At 52.5% G+C, this 16,964-nt stretch carries 15 protein-coding genes and 1 other RNA gene; 6 read left to right on the top strand and 10 right to left on the bottom strand.

Annotation, left to right across the window (positions count from 1 at the left end):
- Nucleotides 1-263 precede the first annotated feature (263 nt).
- Complete coding sequence (gene ilvD / locus FKW31_RS09690) at nt 264-2,132, top strand: dihydroxy-acid dehydratase (protein WP_150178422.1); 1,869 nt, start codon at nt 264-266, stop codon at nt 2,130-2,132.
- 125 nt (nt 2,133-2,257) lie between these two features.
- Here the strand turns inward: ilvD and FKW31_RS09685 are convergent, their stop codons facing one another.
- The 6 genes from FKW31_RS09685 to FKW31_RS09660 form a co-directional block, all read right to left on the bottom strand.
- The gene (locus tag FKW31_RS09685; RefSeq protein WP_035352260.1) at nt 2,258-2,953 is read right to left on the bottom strand and encodes a hypothetical protein; all 696 of its coding nucleotides are present in this window, start codon (nt 2,951-2,953) and stop codon (nt 2,258-2,260) included.
- A gap of 465 nt (nt 2,954-3,418) precedes the next feature.
- Nucleotides 3,419-4,414 carry a quinone oxidoreductase gene (locus tag FKW31_RS09680; protein ID WP_150178421.1) on the bottom strand — a complete coding sequence of 332 codons (996 nt, stop codon included), beginning with the start codon at nt 4,412-4,414 and terminating at the stop codon, nt 3,419-3,421.
- Between the two features lie 101 nt (nt 4,415-4,515).
- Complete coding sequence (locus FKW31_RS09675) at nt 4,516-5,544, bottom strand: aromatic acid exporter family protein (protein ID WP_006115067.1); 1,029 nt, start codon at nt 5,542-5,544, stop codon at nt 4,516-4,518.
- A complete protein-coding gene (locus FKW31_RS09670; protein ID WP_150178420.1) occupies nt 5,545-7,077 on the bottom strand; it encodes a DegQ family serine endoprotease in 1,533 nt (510 codons plus the stop codon).
- A gap of 132 nt (nt 7,078-7,209) precedes the next feature.
- Nucleotides 7,210-7,845: an SGNH/GDSL hydrolase family protein gene (locus FKW31_RS09665; RefSeq protein WP_150178419.1), complete on the bottom strand. Its 636-nt coding sequence runs from the start codon at nt 7,843-7,845 to the stop codon at nt 7,210-7,212.
- A 33-nt stretch (nt 7,846-7,878) separates the two neighbouring features.
- Nucleotides 7,879-9,090: an OpgC family protein gene (locus FKW31_RS09660; protein WP_150178418.1), complete on the bottom strand. Its 1,212-nt coding sequence runs from the start codon at nt 9,088-9,090 to the stop codon at nt 7,879-7,881.
- 157 nt (nt 9,091-9,247) lie between these two features.
- Between FKW31_RS09660 and FKW31_RS09655 the strand changes: the two genes are divergently transcribed.
- Nucleotides 9,248-10,363: an Mrp/NBP35 family ATP-binding protein gene (locus tag FKW31_RS09655; RefSeq protein WP_150178417.1), complete on the top strand. Its 1,116-nt coding sequence runs from the start codon at nt 9,248-9,250 to the stop codon at nt 10,361-10,363.
- An 80-nt stretch (nt 10,364-10,443) separates the two neighbouring features.
- Here the strand turns inward: FKW31_RS09655 and FKW31_RS09650 are convergent, their stop codons facing one another.
- From FKW31_RS09650 to thyX, 3 genes are all read right to left on the bottom strand, one after another.
- Nucleotides 10,444-10,725, bottom strand: coding sequence for a hypothetical protein (locus FKW31_RS09650; RefSeq protein WP_089179743.1), 282 nt, complete (start codon nt 10,723-10,725; stop codon nt 10,444-10,446).
- A gap of 123 nt (nt 10,726-10,848) precedes the next feature.
- The gene (locus FKW31_RS09645; RefSeq protein ID WP_150178416.1) at nt 10,849-11,127 is read right to left on the bottom strand and encodes a hypothetical protein; all 279 of its coding nucleotides are present in this window, start codon (nt 11,125-11,127) and stop codon (nt 10,849-10,851) included.
- 22 nt (nt 11,128-11,149) lie between these two features.
- On the bottom strand, nt 11,150-12,058 hold the full coding sequence (gene thyX, locus FKW31_RS09640) for an FAD-dependent thymidylate synthase (protein ID WP_150178415.1): 909 nt from the start codon (nt 12,056-12,058) through the stop codon (nt 11,150-11,152).
- A gap of 120 nt (nt 12,059-12,178) precedes the next feature.
- Here thyX and ssrA point away from each other — a divergent pair.
- From ssrA to FKW31_RS09620, 4 genes are all read left to right on the top strand, one after another.
- Nucleotides 12,179-12,506, top strand: a transfer-messenger RNA (tmRNA) gene (ssrA, locus tag FKW31_RS09635).
- A 167-nt stretch (nt 12,507-12,673) separates the two neighbouring features.
- Nucleotides 12,674-13,210, top strand: coding sequence for an SspB family protein (locus FKW31_RS09630; RefSeq protein WP_089179745.1), 537 nt, complete (start codon nt 12,674-12,676; stop codon nt 13,208-13,210).
- 46 nt (nt 13,211-13,256) lie between these two features.
- Nucleotides 13,257-14,909: a fumarate hydratase gene (locus FKW31_RS09625; protein WP_006115076.1), complete on the top strand. Its 1,653-nt coding sequence runs from the start codon at nt 13,257-13,259 to the stop codon at nt 14,907-14,909.
- A gap of 60 nt (nt 14,910-14,969) precedes the next feature.
- On the top strand, nt 14,970-15,362 hold the full coding sequence (locus FKW31_RS09620) for a VOC family protein (RefSeq protein WP_006115077.1): 393 nt from the start codon (nt 14,970-14,972) through the stop codon (nt 15,360-15,362).
- Between the two features lie 48 nt (nt 15,363-15,410).
- Here FKW31_RS09620 and FKW31_RS09615 read toward each other — a convergent pair whose 3' ends face one another.
- Nucleotides 15,411-16,943 (bottom strand): glucoamylase family protein, encoded by a 1,533-nt coding sequence (locus FKW31_RS09615; RefSeq protein WP_150178414.1) that lies wholly within the window; start codon nt 16,941-16,943, stop codon nt 15,411-15,413.
- Between the last annotated feature and the right edge of the window lie 21 nt (nt 16,944-16,964).

Here is a 16,964-nt window from a genome sequence, read left to right as displayed (position 1 = left end):
TGCTCTCCGTTCCGAACGTCCGCCGGATGCGAGGAGGAATACTGAACGCCTCCGTCTCCTGCAACATACCCCCCGCAAGAAAGCTGGGTAAAAGCAGATTTGTCACAAAACTGTAGCAGGAAAAACCACTATCCGCGGTCTAGCCACAATCCCGGCCTGACAGAAGTTTCTTTGTAGTCTAATGTGCAGCCCCCATATATCTGGCGGAAGCCAGATTGCTCCGGAACCACACAGCAGACAGAAACCAGAGAGAAGACCCCACCATGGCCGGTTACAGATCCCGCACCACCACACACGGGCGCAACATGGCAGGCGCTCGTAGCCTGTGGCGCGCCACCGGGATGAAAGACTCCGATTTTGGCAAACCCATTATTGCGGTTGCCAACTCCTTTACCCAGTTTGTGCCCGGCCATGTTCACCTTAAGGATATGGGCCAGCTTGTGTGCCAATCCATTGCAGAAGCTGGTGGAATTGGCCGTGAGTTCAACACCATTGCGGTGGATGATGGCATTGCCATGGGCCACGGCGGCATGTTGTACAGCTTGCCCTCGCGCGAGCTAATTGCTGATGCTGTGGAATATATGGTGAATGCACATTGCGCAGACGCATTGGTGTGCATCAGCAACTGCGATAAAATTACGCCGGGCATGCTTATGGCCGCCATGCGGTTGAATATTCCCACCATTTTTGTTTCCGGCGGCCCAATGGAAGCCGGGCGCGTAACATTGGCGGATATTGAACAGCGCGCAGACCTTGTGACCTCCATGGTTTCTGCTGCCAACCCAAATGTAAGCGATGCCGATTCGCTGGCTATTGAACGCTCCGCCTGCCCCACCTGCGGCTCCTGCTCTGGCATGTTCACGGCCAATTCCATGAACTGCCTAACCGAGGCACTGGGCCTCTCCCTACCCGGCAATGGCAGCCTTGTGGCCACACATTCCGCACGCCGCGGCCTGTTTGTAGAAGCAGGCCAGCGTATTGTGGATATGGCCCGGCGTTATTATGAGCAGGACGATACCTCCGTGCTGCCACGCAGCATTGCCACAATGGATGCGTTTGAAAACGCAATGTCCGTGGATATCGCCATGGGCGGCTCTACGAACACCGTACTGCACCTTCTGGCCTCCGCCCATGAAGGCGATGTGCCTTTTACGATGAAGGACATTGATCGCCTTTCCCGCAAGGTGCCGCATCTGTGCAAGGTTTCTCCTTCCCGCCCAGATGTGCATATGGAAGATGTGCACCGCGCTGGTGGTGTTCCAGCCATTATGGGTGAGCTGGATCGGCTGGGCCTGTTGCATCGCGATGTGCCCATGGTGCATGCCGCCAACTTGCCTGAAGCCTTGAAAAATTGGGATATCCGCGCACCAGGTGCTGAAACCAACACCACAGCACGAGACTTCTTCCGCGCCTCTCCGGGCGGGGTGCGCACTACAGAAGCATTCTCGCAGTCCAGCCAGTATCATGAACTGGATATGGATACAGAAAACGGTGCCATCCGTAATGGCGCACACGCGTATAATCAGGATGGTGGCTTGGCTGTTCTGTACGGCAATCTGGCCGAAGATGGCGCTATTGTTAAAACGGCGGGTGTTGCCGCTGGCTTGGAAACATTTTCTGGGCCAGCACGTATTTTTGAAAGCCAGGATGCCGCTGTTTCCGCCATTTTGGGCGACAAGATCAAACCCGGTGATGTAGTGCTGATCCGCTACGAAGGCCCCAAAGGCGGCCCCGGCATGCAGGAAATGCTCTACCCCACCAGCTATCTGAAATCCAAAGGGTTGGCTGAAAAATGCGCCCTCATTACAGATGGTCGCTTTTCGGGCGGAAGCTCCGGCCTGTCTATTGGCCATATCTCCCCTGAAGCAGCCGAAGGCGGGGTTATCGGTTTGGTAGAGGAAGGCGATATTATTGAAATTGATATCCCCAACCGCAAACTGGCTGTAGCTGTACCGGAAAGCGAATTGTCTGACCGCCGGGCACGTATGGATGATCTGGGTGATCAGGCATGGCAGCCCAAGCGTGACCGTGTGGTCTCCAACGCCCTGAAGGCCTATGCGGCCCTGACCACCAGCGCAGCCCGTGGTGCCGTAAGAGATGTAAGCCAGCTTACGCGGCGGACACCGCGTTAATACGCAGCTTTTCAGCACATTAAGCAACAAAAAGCCCCGGTGGAAAAATCCACCGGGGCTTTTTCATGCCGTTTCATCCAGACCGGATATCACCTCAAAAAAATGATATCCGCGCAGATAAACTCTTACTGCCCAGCTGCTGCCGGAGCTTCAAGCGGAGCAGCAGCAGGAGCCGCCTGTGTTGCAGGGGCTGCTACGCTATCACCACCCGGAGCAGCAAGTTGCGGCCCACTGGTGGGCGGCTGGGGCACGTTTTCATTGGTGATGACATAAGAAATGGATTCCGCACGGGTAATATCCACCACGTCACCAATTTTCAGAGTCGCCAGAAAATCCTGCATAGCCTGCGTACGCAAAACGGCAACATGCAGCGCGCCATCGTCCGTTACAAAAGAAACCGTGTGGGTTTTCAGGTCAATCGCCTTAATGGTGCCACGTTCACGATTGAAAGCTGCAATAACACCACGTGGGTGGCCGTGCGCATAACCACGGGCAGTTGTGAGTGTGGATTCGGGCAGCGGGCTACCTGGAGGGGCCATCTGGGCACCTAGTGTTTCCACAAAGCGAATTTTGAGGTGATCACCTTCATGCAGATGCGGCAGATCACGCACAGCACTACCATATTCAATGGTGATCAGATGCCCATTGCCTTCACGCAGCAGCACTTCACGCGCATCACGGTCCACTGTTTCAACCACAGCGGTTGCGGTCTGGTTTTTCAAAAGCACGGAAGCCTGAGCATGAGCTGCGGAAGGAGCAGCAGCTAAGCCAGCTACAGCGAGCGTGCACACAGCCACAGAACCTGTGACCAAAGAAGACATACGGGAAACGAGAGGATGCAACGCTCTTAATCCTTTCCAACATCAGTCTGATGCAGCCATGCGCCAGACACTGGGTTATTTTAATGCCCGTGATACAATGGTTTCACCATAACACAAGCCATGACGCCATGTTATGGTGTCTGACAACGACGCGATCAGAAAACAGAAAGCCCGTCTGGCAGACCAGACGGGCTTTGCTGCATGAAATCTGCAAGAAGCAAATTTTATGCGCAGGACTTCTTCTTACGCAGAAAATACACCACTGTTGCAATCAGTCCGGCAACCAGAAGGCCACGCACACATGGAGATTTCGGGCACTTAACCGCACACTTGGACATGTTTTGTTATCCTTGATCTATTCCGCCCGTTACAATCAGGCAGATAAGTTACCCTACCCTATACGGGCCTGCACGTCATGCCATTGAAATAAATGTTGGCATATGTTCATGACAGCTGCGCAAAAATCTAGACTGTCAGAATCGTACTACCTGTTGTGCTGCGCGATTCCAGCGCCCTATGCGCTTGCTCGGCTTCTGCAAGCGGGAAGCGTTGGCCAATTGCTGGCTTCAACACCCCCTGCTCTACCATTGCAAACAGTTCCTGCGCCCCAGCCTCCAACTCCTTGCGGTCTGCAATATATGTCATCAAAGATGGGCGTGTCAGATACAAGCTTCCATGAGCACTTAAGGTACCTACAGATACCCCGGTAACCGGCCCGGATGCATTACCATAACTGACCATAAGCCCACGTGGCGCAAGGCAGTTCAGGCTGGTTTCAAAAGTATCTCGCCCAATACTGTCATATACAACGGGTACCATTTTCCCGTCAGTCAGTTCCCGTATCTGGGCAGGTAAATCTGATATGCCAATAACAACATCTGCCGCACCGCAAACCTTGGCAATAGCCGCTTTTTCCTCTGTAGAGGTTACGCCTATCACCCGCACACCCAGATGCCGCGCCCACTGGCACACAAGCTGCCCAACACCCCCTGCCGGGGCATAAACCAAAATATCCTGTCCTGTACGAACCTGATAAACTTGGCGCAACAACATATGGGCCGTAAGGCCACGTAAGGTAACTGCCGCAGCAATCTCAAATGGAATAGCATCTGGCAACACCACCAGCCTGTCTGCTGCAATGGTGCGATAACAGGCATAGGCCCCCAAAGCTCCGGCATAAGCAACTCGCATACCGGGCCGAAGATGTTGTACCCCGTCACCCACTTTTTCCACCACGCCTGCGCCCTCATTCCCCGGAATAGCTGGCAAAGTTGGAAACGGGTACAGACCGGAACGAAAATAGGTATCTATAAAATTAACACCTATGGCTTCCTGCCGTAGCAGCACTTCCCCTTTTTGAGGCTGGGGAACCGGAAGCGTTTCAACACGCAATACATCTGGTGGCCCTGTGTGATGTACACGCACAACTGTGTTGAGATCACTTGCCATTTCTTGCCTCATTTTCCACTGCTCGCTGCATGCCCCTCCGTCATGTTTCCAAGCAACACAGCGGCCTATAAGTTTATAGCGTTCCAGACATGCAGGGCCTGCCTTCCTGAAAATCAGGGGCGGTCTGCGTCATCCTCACCCAGAAAACTGATAATATGCTTCAAATCCGTAAGCAGGATTCCCACAACAAAACGTATGATGGGGTCTGCCGTTTCATCTTCTGCTGGAAGGGCAGAAATAACTTCTGCCGCCACACGGCTATCATTACCTGAACGGGCAGTGGCTTCATCATTGCAGCGCTGAATAACCCATTGGAACCCACGCAGCAGACCAGCACTAATGGTGGCCACCTGTTGTGGAGGGATAGTGGAGCCTGAATGTGGAAAACGCAGCATGGCGCGCGCTACCACCAATGCATCCATTTGCAATTGCCGCACTTCCTTGGGCAGTTGCGCCAGCATGGGGTCTCGTTGCTCCAACGGTTTCCAGTGTTCGCGCCGCGCCTCTTCCAACGCAGCCTGAACCTTGCGCAACGATGCCGCGCAATCATCATTCATGTCCTGAATGGTCACCCAGTCTGTATTTCCAGAGCGAGCTTTTTGCAGCATGGCCACAATTTGCGTCACTGTTTCCGCAGCGTTGCGAAAGGCATCTCGTCGTGCCTGCTCATGCAGCACAACGTACGTTACCAGTGTGGAAACACCTACCCCGATCAGAATAGCCAACACGCGCTCAATAGGCCGGAGGTAAGGATCTCCTTCTGATGGAAACAAAGTGGCAATCATAAGCGTAACCACGCCCATGCGTGCTGCGGGCTTCCAGCTGACCAACACGGCCAGTGGAATAAAGGCGATTGCAAAGGCCTCCCATAATGGCCAACGCAAAAACATCATCAGCGTAATGGGTACAATACTGGCAACCGCTCCAATCAGGGTGCCAACAATCTGATCCCGCCCTTTGGAAATAGTATCCGTAATGCTGTTTTGCGTGACAATGACGGAGGTAATAATGGCCCAACCCGGCTCCTGCAGATTGGTAAGCCACACCATAAAGCCAGAAAGACCAACGGCACTCAGCAGCCGTACGGTCTGCCGCGCCACAGCATTGTTCAGCCATGGCGCCTGAATAGAAAATGGAACCATTTATTGAGACGTATCTTCACCCGTTAAGGAAAACGGAATCCAGCGCAAACCATCCGAATCATGCACAAGCAGCAGCACTGAACGCTTTTTGTCCTTCTTGGCTGCTTCAATCCGTTTTTTCAGATCTGCTGGCGTATTGACTTCTGCCTGCTGCACTTCGGTAATCACATCTCCGGGCTTTAACCCTCGGTCTGCGGCAAGACCATCATCCTGCACCGATGTCACCAGCACCCCTTTCTGATTTGCAGACAGGCCGTATTTCTGCCGGGCTGCTGTATCAATCACACCAACAGAAAAACCAAAATCTGCAAAACTAATAGTTTCCTTGGTTTTAGATGGGGCCGCTGGTTTCTGCGGTGTATCAGCCGCAGGCTCGGGCAATGCTGCAATAGTGACAGGCAGATCCAAGATTTTACCATGCCGCCATACACCAAGATGGGCCACACTGCCTACCGGCAATTGGGCAGAAAGGCGTGGTAATGCCTTGCCTTCAATCGGCTGCGCATTCAGCGCCTGAATAACATCCCCGGTCTGCAAGCCCGCTTTGGCAGCGGGGCCATTTTTTTCCACCCCGGCCACCAAGGCGCCGCGGGCAGGCGTAAGCCCCAGACCATCCGCAATATCCTGCGTAACATTCTGGATTCTCACTCCCAGCCACCCGCGTGAAACCTTGCCGGTTTTACGCAGTTGCTCGACCACATTGCGGGCCTCGTTGGAAGGAATGGCAAACCCAATACCAACAGATCCGCCGGAGGGCGAATAAATGGCTGTATTTACGCCAATAACCTGCCCATTCATATCAAACAACGGGCCACCGGAATTGCCTTTGTTGATAGGCGCATCTGTCTGGATGAAATCATCATACGGGCCTTGGTCAATATTGCGCCCGCGTGAGGAAATAATACCTGCCGTAACCGTGCCAGACAAACCAAACGGGTTGCCAATAGCCAGCACCCAATCCCCCACTCTGTGGCTATCACTATTACCGAACTGTACAAAAGGCAGAGGCTTTTTACTTTCCACCTTCAGCAGTGCCAGATCTGTTCTATCATCATGCCCAACAGCCTTGGCCGTTAGTACCGTGTTATCCTGCAAGGTAACCGTAATACGGTCTGCCTTACGGATAACGTGATTGTTGGTCACGATGTACCCGGTAGGATCAATAATAAAGCCAGACCCCAATGCCTGCATCCGCCGTGGCGGTGCATCTGGCTCGGTCTGCCTGTTCATGAAATCATGAAAGAACTTCTCGAACGGAGAGCCCTGCGGAAAATTGGGCATCTGTGGCAGTTGGTCATCTTCATCATCATCGTCCGAATCTGCCCGCACTGTCTGGGTGGTAGAAACATTCACCACAGCAGGCAAAAGCTTTGCCGCCAGATCTGCAAAGCTTTCCGGCACACGCTGCGCAACCACGACAGGTGGCGCAGTCGTGGAAGCCTGATCTGCCTGCGCAGGATACGCAAAGCTTGCCCCCGCCAGCAAAAGACCAGACAGAGAAAAAACACGGGCAAAACGGGCAGATATACGCATGAAGAAACAGTCTTTCTGTCAGACAGCGGCAGGAAAGGATATTGTGAGTTTATGGCATGAACATACTGAAAGGTCAGCCCGATTTACACATGCGGTTTTTTGTTCTGCCCATATCGACCCAATTTGAAGCCGTTATTCCGCCGCTAAATCCAACACCCACTGAGCCACGGCCTCACCTAACAGGCGGTAGCCCGTATCACCCATATGAATGCCATCGGGGGAAAGATCTTCCCGCCCTAAACCGTATGCTTTGCTCCACAGCTTCATCAGCTCAAAACGTGGGAACACGGGCATTTCCAGTTCCTGCCCCAGCGCATGCACCGATGCCTGAAAAGCTGACGCCACGGGGCATTCATCCAACAAACGGCACCATTGCAAATCCATGAGCGCAACGTCTGCTCCATTTTCACGCAGGGCAAGCAGATCATCCCGCGTTATCTGTTCAAAATCTGTCAGATTTATGCCTGTTAGCGGATCATTTACACCGCCTTGCCAAATTACAAGATCTGCCTTGTCCGCCAGAACCTGTGCCAGCCGTGCATGCATCTGCATGGCCCCTTGCCCACCAATACCGCGATTGATGACTTCCAGCTTATCAGGCACCGCAGCGCGCATTTTTTGCTCAAAAACACCTGCATAACTGGTAGCGAGTGATGAGGCACCTACCCCTTCTGTAGAGGAAGATCCAAACAACGTTATTCTTACTGGCTTTTTGTGCCGCAAAAGCTGGGCCACATGCGGTAGGGAAGAAACCTTGGTTAAGGACATGGTGTTTCCTTCACAACAATCGCTGGCGCTGTCTTACTTACTGGCAGCCAATGCAGCCCGTTGGCGTGTACGGCGGGCATCCAGCCAAGCAGCCAGCCAGAACAGCACAGCCAGCCCCACAATGTTGACCGCCACCTGTAAGCCCCAACCTTCACCAAACGTGCTAAAAATAAGCCGTGCGTACAGATCCAGCACCGTGCCCACCACAAAGATTTCCAAGGAATGACGGCCAACCCGTGCCAGAATTTGCCCCAGCTTACTTTCCGCCGCCCACTGCCGCGCTTTATCTGAGGACTGAACCAGATAAAAAATGGCCACAACATCCAGCAGACGAAACGGAGAAAGCCATGTTTTAGCAGGCGCTATGGAATCTCCAAACGGGCGGAAATCTGGCAGCCCCCACAATGTCCATGGAAAAGCCTGAATGGCAGAAAACGCCAGATACAACATGCTGGCTATCACCAGTAACCGCTTCTGCGGCAGATCCCCCCCACGCCGCTCGGTTTCGGCTGAGGCCGTAAGACCCAGCGCAAACAGAAACTGCCATGCAAACGGGTTGAAGTACCACCCATCCGGGTCCAGCCAGTTAGGAAAGTTTATTTCTGGATCAAAATTAACGAACAACCATACGGCACCAGAAAGCACGAGCGCGAGTGAGCGATGCACACGCATTAGCACATAAAAAAGTGGGAACCCGCCCAGCAGAACAATATAAAGAGGCAAAATGTTAAGGTTACTGGGCAAGGCATCAAACATCATCACACGCCAGACCCAGCCCATGCCATGTGCCAGTTCAGGCTCCAGATAATCGACTGAAACCGGAGTAAAATGACGCCATGCCCTTACGGTGAAGACATAAGCCGCCACCATAATAGTCTGGCCAATATAAAGCTGCACACACCGGCGAAAAATCCGCTTTAGAATTGTGGGTACACCGTATTTTCTAAAGCCACGCCCATATGCCAACCACGATGCATACCCTGCAAGCAGCACAAATACTTCCGCCGCATCTGCAAACCCGACATTGCGCATGGTAAAACGGTTGAGCAGGTTTTGAGGGATATGGTCTATAAACATCATCAGCAACGCCACACCACGCATGGCATCAATCCGATGATCTCGCCCTCGGCCCGCAACAGGCTTGGGTGGCTGTGCAGAAACAACACCAGATCCTGAAGTTTTTTCAGCCTGTGAGGTCATTTTGTTCACCCGGCCATCCGCCACTGCATTTACCATGTGCGTCATCTACCGGCCTCATCTGTTCTGTGCCAGAAAAAATCTGTCACACGCAGGAAACACTCTAAGCCTGCACACCATCCCGCGCAGCGCTGCCTCTTGACGGCAAGCCATGCTTGCTGTTGCCAACACATCAAACCTCATTACCTTCAACAGGAGCAAAATTGTGGCCCAGCCTCCCTCCATTTCCTCTCAGGACATCGCGCGCGTTCTGGAAAATGTAAAAGACCCACAAACGGGCAAAAACCTGCTGGCTTATGGGCATCTGGAAGGCTGTTCACTCACAGAAGGCAAGCTTTCTGTGGCCTTTGCTGTCGCGCGCGAACACGCCCAAACAATTTCTGCTTTATGTGATGGTGCAGCCCGCCAACTAGAAACACTCCCGGGTGTGCAAAGTGCAAGCATCATTCTCACCGCACATCGTCCCGCCGGGGCAGCAGCTAAACCCAAATCAACATCTGGCGGACATCGCCCTTTAGGGGGCACGACACCCGCTAATGGCAATGCCCCTATTCTTCCCGGTGTAAAAACCATTATTGCCGTAGCTTCGGGCAAAGGCGGCGTGGGCAAATCCACCACCGCAACCAATCTGGCTGTTGGGCTTGGTTTGGAGGGCCTGAAAGTTGGTCTGCTGGATGCCGATATTCACGGCCCTTCCCTGCACCGCATGTTGGGCGCAAGAGGCAAGCCTGAAGTTGTAGATGGCAAGCTGCAACCCGTTGAAGCATGGGGCATCAAGGCTGTTTCCCTTGGCATGCTGGTAGATGAAAAGGCCGCCATGATCTGGCGAGGCCCCATGGTGATGGGCGCCATCAACCAACTGCTGACAGATGTGACATGGGGAAATCTGGACGTGATGGTGGTGGATCTTCCACCCGGCACTGGGGATGCGCAGCTCTCTCTTACGCAAAAAGTGCCTCTAACTGGGGCTGTTATTGTGTCCACTCCGCAGGATATCGCGCTAATTGATGCGCGCCGTGGGGTGACAATGTTTGAAAAAGTAAATGTGCCCGTATTGGGGCTAATTGAAAATATGTCCTATTTCTGCTGCCCGAACTGTGGACACAACACAGAACTATTCGGCCACGGCGGCGCCAAAAAAGAAGCCGGAGCCATGGGCGTACCTTTCCTTGGGGAAGTCCCTCTGCTGGCAGACATTCGCGCCAGCGGAGACAAAGGCGTGCCTGGCATTATTGAAAACCCGGATGGTGAAGGCGCCAAAGCGTGGCGCCACATTGCACATACAGTTGCAGAGATGCTGCGACCACAGATACAAAAGTAAACAATTTTAAAAGCAGAAACAGGCCTTTCCATTAAGTAGTAAGGGAAAGGCCTGTTTTTTCTATAAACCTAACAAACAGTTTATTTGGATTTCGGCTTATGTGCCGGAGATGTTTTTGAACCTTTTTTGAAAAAAGCCCGGCACTTGGGGCTGAGCTTATCCTGCTTACGTTCCATACATGCTGTAATTTTCTTTTCATTGGGAATAGCCAGAGCACAAAGGCGCACAGCATCCCCTTTACAGGCTTCTGTCTGCTTATCCCGCAATGTGTCTGCATGAACAGGATATGCCAGCCCGATCATGGCCACACCAGAAAATACCATAGAGATACGCCGCATAAAATGTGTCATTCTATACTCCATTAAATTTCAGAATTTTCCAAGCACTTGTAACATGCCAAGATTAAGGATTTGTACATTTAAAAATACTCACAAACCCAAGCAGGTTGAAAGACATATCCTCACCTGCCCTTCTGCATGACATCCTTACCGGCCAAGCTGAGGGCAGATATTTTTTATTCCACCTTGTGCATGATCACAGAATTGGAAATGCCAATTATCTTTGGTGGGTGGAGCATTCAAAAACAGAACACCCCACACAACTACAAGCGCTACGGCAATAACCACAAAAGGCCATAGTGGCGGCAAATGCCCTGCCTTCAAAGGTTTCCGTAGCGTTGTGCTTTGCTGGCCTTCCTGCACAATCTGCTCAAAGAACGGTGTTCCCCCCTTTGATGCATCTGTATCATCCGGCTTGTTTATCATGATCAGGATAACACTCTAGCAATCAGCCTTTCAAACTGGCCAGCATTTCATCCCATTCACGGCGGCTAAGGCCAGAACCTTTCTGCTCTACTGTTTCTCCAGCCAGCATACGGCGCAAAACCTGCATCATTGTTGCCGAGAACGTGACAGCACCACGGCGATATTCTTCAAAGGCGCTGGCTGTTACCGGCACCCATGCATGCAGAATTTTCAGCATGATTTCTGCATAAACCCGGATTTCATACTGCGCATGCGGGTCTATCCGCAGGGCCAGAAAGTGCATGAGGTTATGGAGGTCTATTTTCCAGTACCACTGGGTATAGGTGTTCAGGGTCAGATTGATACGCCCCAGTTCACGCGCCAGACCGTATCCATTTTCTGCATCCAGCATTTTTTCGTAATCACGATACGTGCGCATGGCATCATCACGCAGGATATCCAAAACCTCGGCTGCCTGCTCTGGAGCCAGAATCTGCCCTCGGCCCTGCCGGTTTACTTCGCTCTGGGCGGCCATATGCTCTGGCTCAGGCAGGTAAAATTCACTGTCCAGAATGGAATAGCGTGCCGAATATTCATTCACGCTGGCCATGCGATGGCGAATCCACTGCCGCGCCACAAAAATCGGCAGTTTGACGTGAAATTTCATCTCACACATTTCAAACGGTGAGGAATGGCGATGGCGCATCAGATACCGGATCAGCCCCGCATCTTCTGAAACCTTGCGGGTGCCCCGACCGTATGAAACGCGTGCAGCCTGCACAATGGCAGCATCGTCCCCCATATAGTCAATAACACGCAAGAACCCATGATCCAGCACTTCCTGCGGTTCATACAGCATAGCTTCCAGCGCCGGCACGGTAGGCCTGCGCGTGGCAAAGGTTTCCTGCCCGTGAGCTGCTATTTCCGCCCGCTGTTCGTCGGTCAGTGACATGGTCTGGCCCTTACTAAAATCTTTGCAAAACACGGAACTGAGCCAATAGCGACCACCCCGCGAAACGCGGGTATTTTACGTACACAACGCACTATAGGAAAGAGGGAGAAAGGGTTAATTCCGCTTGCAATCCATTACCGGACTTCCTATGTTTGGGGTGTGAGAAGTTCGCTTCTGACTATGGCAATAAACGGGGTATGGAATAGGCGTAGTGGACCCGGGGGCGGTACCCGGCGTCTCCACCAATCATTCAGCCTGTAAAGGTTTGGACAGATGGGGACGAAATAGGCTCGACACGCGCAGTAAAGATATTCTTTTTGCCCGGTATTGTACCACCGTTATCGGGCTATTTTTACAAGTGCCAATGATAACACTGAGGTGCTCGCTGTCGCTGCATAAGCGATAAGCGCGGTTCGGGAGGGCACCGGGCAACAGAAGCCCTCCCACCTCATTTCCCCGTTCAGTTCTGCTTCAAACACCACAGCTTGCATGGCTGGTGTTGCAACAAACATGCCCGGCGTGCTTGCGCTTGCGTGATCTTTCGCGCATCCCTGCGTTATATAGATATCGATCAAAAAGCCGGGGTCTCCCCGGTGGCGGCAAGGAGAAAATGATATGGCTGATGACCACGACCCCACACAGGACGAATCCCTTTTTCCGGCCACCAGCCTGCTGCCTTATGAACGCTGGTTGAACGATGCCTCACGCAGCGTGATGCTGAATGCGCTCGAACATGTGAGCCGTGAAGGGCTTGCAGGAGAGCACCATTTCTATCTGACTTTCCTTACGGATTTTCCCGGCGTGGATATTCCTGCCCGACTTCGCGCCCAGTATCCGCATGAAATGACCATCGTGCTCCAGCACCAGTTCTGGGATCTGAAGGTGGACCGAGCAGCCAAAACTGTTTCTGTCGGCCTTTCCTTTGGGGGTGTTGGCTCCATACTGGTTATTCCCGTGCAGGCCATTACTGGGTTTGCTGATCCTGCCGTAAGGTTCAGCCTGCATTTTGCTGCCATGGAGCCAACGGAGGAACCCACACCGGAAGAACCTACCACTGGCCAGCCCGAACAGGACAGGCCGGAGGAAAGCGACTCGTCCTCACAGGTCGTGAGTCTTGACGCTTTCCGCAAGAAAGGACCATCACCCGCCTGAAGCCCCGGCGCAAACGGGGCCAGGTTGACGGAGAAGACACGAAGAAATGACCAGCCAGCCCCCTCGCCCCCCGGTGCCGGAATTTGCCTATTCTCCCCTATTCCCGCTGGGAGAGGATAAAACCACCTATCGCAAGCTGGATCTTGCGGGTGTGAGCACATCACAGTGCGGTGGCAAAACCGTGCTGCATGTTACCCCCGAATCCCTTACAGAACTGACAGCGCAGGCTTTTCATGAAGTGGCGCATTTTCTGCGGCCAGCACATCTGGCGCAGCTTGCTTCCATTCTGAAAGACCCCGAAGCTTCGGATAATGACCGCTTTGTAGCGCTTGATCTGCTAAAAAATGCCTGCATTGCAGCAGGTGGCGTGCTGCCCATGTGTCAGGACACTGGCACCGCTATTGTGTTCGGCAAAAAGGGCCAGCGCGTCTGGGTGGAAGGGAACGAGGAAGTTGCCTTCTCCAAGGGGGTGTACGAAACCTATACACGCACCAATCTGCGCTATTCCCAGATGGCGCCGCTAACTATGTTTGATGAAAAAAACACCGGCACCAACCTGCCCGTTCAGTGCGATCTTTTTGCCAGCCCCGCTGGTGAGCACGATGAACAGATGGATCTGATGTTCGTGGCCAAGGGGGGAGGCTCTGCTAACAAAACCTTCTTGTTCCAAGAAACACGCGCCCTGCTGGGGTCTGAACAGCAGTTGCTGGATTGGCTGGACACCAAAATCAAGACGCTTGGCACATCTGCTTGCCCGCCGTACCATCTGGCCATTGTTATTGGCGGTATGTCTGCCGAACAGACACTCAAAACAGTTAAGCTGGCTTCCACCCACTGGTACGATTCCCTTCCAACCAAAGGGGATATGACCGGCCACGCCTTCCGTGATGTTGAGATGGAACAGAAGGTGCTGGAACTTACCCGCAAGTTGGGCATTGGCGCACAGTTTGGTGGCAAATATTTCTGCCACGATGTGCGCGTTATCCGCCTGCCCCGGCACGGTGCATCTTTGCCTGTTGGCATTGGCGTTTCCTGTTCGGCAGATCGGCAAATCAAGGCACGCGTTACAGCCGAAGGTTTCTTTCTGGAACAGTTGGAGCATGACCCTGCCCGCTTCCTGCCTGAAACCACAGATGAACATCTGGAAGGCGAAGCCATCAAAATCGACCTGAACCGGCCGATGGATGAAATCCGTAAGGAGCTTTCCAAATATCCCGTCAAAACCCGTTTGGCTCTTACAGGTACCGTGGTGGTTGCGCGTGACATTGCCCATGCCAAATTCCGCGAACGCCTGCAAAAAGGCGAAGGCCTGCCGCAGTATCTAAAAGATCATCCCGTTTATTACGCAGGTCCGGCCAAAACGCCAGCTGGCATGCCTACAGGCTCCTTTGGCCCCACAACTGCTGGCCGTATGGATTCTTACGTAGCAGAACTTCAGGCCAATGGCGGTTCCTACGTCATGCTGGCTAAAGGCAACCGCTCCAAGGCCGTAAAGGATGCCTGCCAGAAATATGGTGGCTTCTATCTGGGGTCTGTCGGCGGCCCTGCCGCACGCTTGGCTAAAGACTGCATCCGCAAAGTAGAAGTGCTGGAATACCCCGAACTGGGCATGGAAGCTGTCTGGAAAATTGAAGTAGAAGATTTTCCTGCGTTTATTGTTATTGATGATAAGGGCAACGACTTCTACGCTGAGTTGTAAGACAGCAGCCTTGGCCCCTTTGCTGCAAAGGGGCCAACAGCAAGGGAGCGATGCGGTTTCATGCGTTTTACAGTAGATCGGTTAGACCATGTGGTGCTGACCGTAAGGGATGTAGAAATTTCCGCCTCATGGTTCCAGCGTGTGCTGGGGATGGATCGGGAAGAATATGGCCGTAACAATCGCACGGCGTTACGTTTTGGGGGACAAAAACTTAATCTGCGCCCTTACAACGCCGAAGGGTGGGAAACTGCCACTCACGCCCTACCCGGTGGAAACGATTTATGTTTTGTAACTGCCATTACCAGTGAAGATGTTTGCGAACACCTAAAAACCTGCGGTGTGACCATTGTAGAAGGCCCCGTGGCACGTCTGGGTGCATTAGGCCCTATTACATCCGTTTACTGCCATGATCCGGATGAAAATCTTATCGAAATTGCATCTTATCAAGGTTAAAAAATGGCTTCCCTCTTAAGTTTTATAAAAGAGGGAAGCCTGTCATTTTCAGCCTTTACGGCGCACGATTGATGAAGGTTGTTGCGCAACCTGTTGCAGCCACCCACCATGAAAACCAGCTTGAAGCAGGCCGCGGCGAATAACGGTGCTTTGCCGCATTGTCTCCCACACAAAGCCACTCCGCCAGTTTTCCACCATCAGCAAAATAGGCCCTTGGTCGATACCCAGGTAAGTATTATCCGCCCAGTAATCCTGCTTTGCATCATGAAAACTGGGATTGAACGAATCTGCAAAACCATATTTGCCATAAATATGATTTCCGTATTTGCTTTTCATAGTGCGTAGCGCTGGAATAGCAATTTCTGGCGCAAAGGCAACAGAACCACCGGCTGCCGTTGGGGCAATGGTGCCATCATCCTGCGTATAATCACGCCCAACACCGCGTGCACTGTAAGACAGAAAATGGCGTGTCTGCCCGTTTTCTGTTTTGGTCACATCGCCGGGACCATCACTGGCTGTCAGGCCCCATGTATTGGCATCGTATCCCTGCCATTTACCGGGGTTAGACACAGCATAATTACGTTGTGCATACACAGCGCGCCGGCTGTTTTCAAAATAATCAATGCCCTTGCTGCTAATCCAATTATCCTGAATGCCACGGAAATCTATCCACGCGTGGGAATACTGATGCCCAAACAACGGCGCAAAATTCAGGAATGTCTGCCCGTACTCCTCGCCCCATCGCTTATCATTTGTTGCCAACCACGCCTGCCAAGAAACAGGCTGTAAGCCATGTTCTGGGGCACCTAAAGCAAGAATATACAGCATCATCCCTTCGCTGTACCCTTCCCAGTAATTGGGGAGGAAACCATGCTCGGGTGACCACCCCATGCTCAACCGATGGTCCGGACGTTCCATCCACTGCCAGTCCACCCGATTAAAAAGTTGGTCTGAAAGCTGGCGAATTTCTTTTTCCTGCGTTGTATCCTGCGTATAAAAATTACGACAGAACAGAACACCCTGCATTAATAATGCGGTATCAATACTGGAAAGTTCAATATCCGGATTCAGACGCAAGCCTGTGCGGTTATCCAGAAAATGATAGAAAAACCCGTGATAACCAGAAGCTTTGTCCGCACTCTCATTTTGCGGTAGTTTCCACATATAGCGCAGCGTTGTAAGCGTACGTTCTACAGCCTGCTGCCGCGAAATATAATGGCGCTTAACACCAATACCATAAGCAGTCAGGCCAAAGCCTACGGAAGCAACACTATCCTGCTTTTGATCTGATGGATAGCGATCTGGAATAAGCCCCGTAGCCGGATCTGCTGAATCCCAAAACCACTGGAATGTACGGTGTTCCAGATCCGATACCATAGCCACATCAGCCGGTGTGGGAACATAAGCCTGTGGTGCCTGCCCAGAAGGTGCAAGCGCATAGGCCTGCCCACTAATACTGGCAACACCAAGAAAGAGGCTTCCGGCAAGGAGCAAAGCCCCTGTTTTTAGAAAAGATTTTCTTTTTTCAGAAAGATCCGGCTTTTTACTTTTCCATACATCAGGCACGCACTTTGTTTTCATAACCGCCAAAAATCCGATTGT

This window comes from Acetobacter sp. DmW_136 (genome assembly GCF_008690365.1).
GTDB lineage: Bacteria > Pseudomonadota > Alphaproteobacteria > Acetobacterales > Acetobacteraceae > Acetobacter > Acetobacter oryzifermentans.
This window is presented reverse-complemented; position numbering and strand designations above follow the sequence as displayed.